This window comes from Dietzia massiliensis (genome assembly GCF_018390595.1).
Lineage (GTDB): Bacteria > Actinomycetota > Actinomycetes > Mycobacteriales > Mycobacteriaceae > Dietzia > Dietzia massiliensis.
The window spans coordinates 1-462 of the sequence record NZ_JAHBAV010000176.1; the positions used below are offsets into that span (position 1 = coordinate 1).

A 462-nucleotide genomic window follows, 5' to 3' on the forward strand; every position below is an offset into this window, starting at 1 on the left:
TCAATGACGCCATTTCCGGCGAGTTGGATGTGCGGGTGGAAGAACAGGACGGCAGCGTACAGGCGTTCAAGATGAACACCGCCAGCATTCCGTATCTGACCCGCCCGGGCTCGTGGCGTTTCAAATTGGCGGCGGGCAAGCCGTCCGACTGGCAACACCACGCTCGCGGGCCGCTGTTTGGCACCGGCGAATTCTCATGGGGCATCAGCAACGGCTGGTCGTTGTATGGCGGCGCGTTGGCGGGCGGTGATTATAACGCCCTTTCGCTGGGCGTGGGGCGCGATCTGATGATGTTCGGCGCGCTGTCGTTCGACGCCACCCAATCGCGGGCGCGCCTGCCGCAGCAGGAAAAAACGCTGAGCGGCGGTTCTTACCGGGTGAGCTATTCGAAAACCTTCGATGAGTTGGACAGCCAGGTCACCTTCGCCGGCTACCGTTTCTCGCAAGAAGACTACATGAGCA

General features: G+C 61.5%; 1 protein-coding gene. It reads left to right on the top strand.

Annotated features, from left to right (window positions below; genetic code table 11):
• Positions 1 to 462: fimbria/pilus outer membrane usher protein (locus KHA85_RS20185; protein ID WP_213186663.1), on the top strand; the 462-nt coding region annotated here is incomplete at both ends.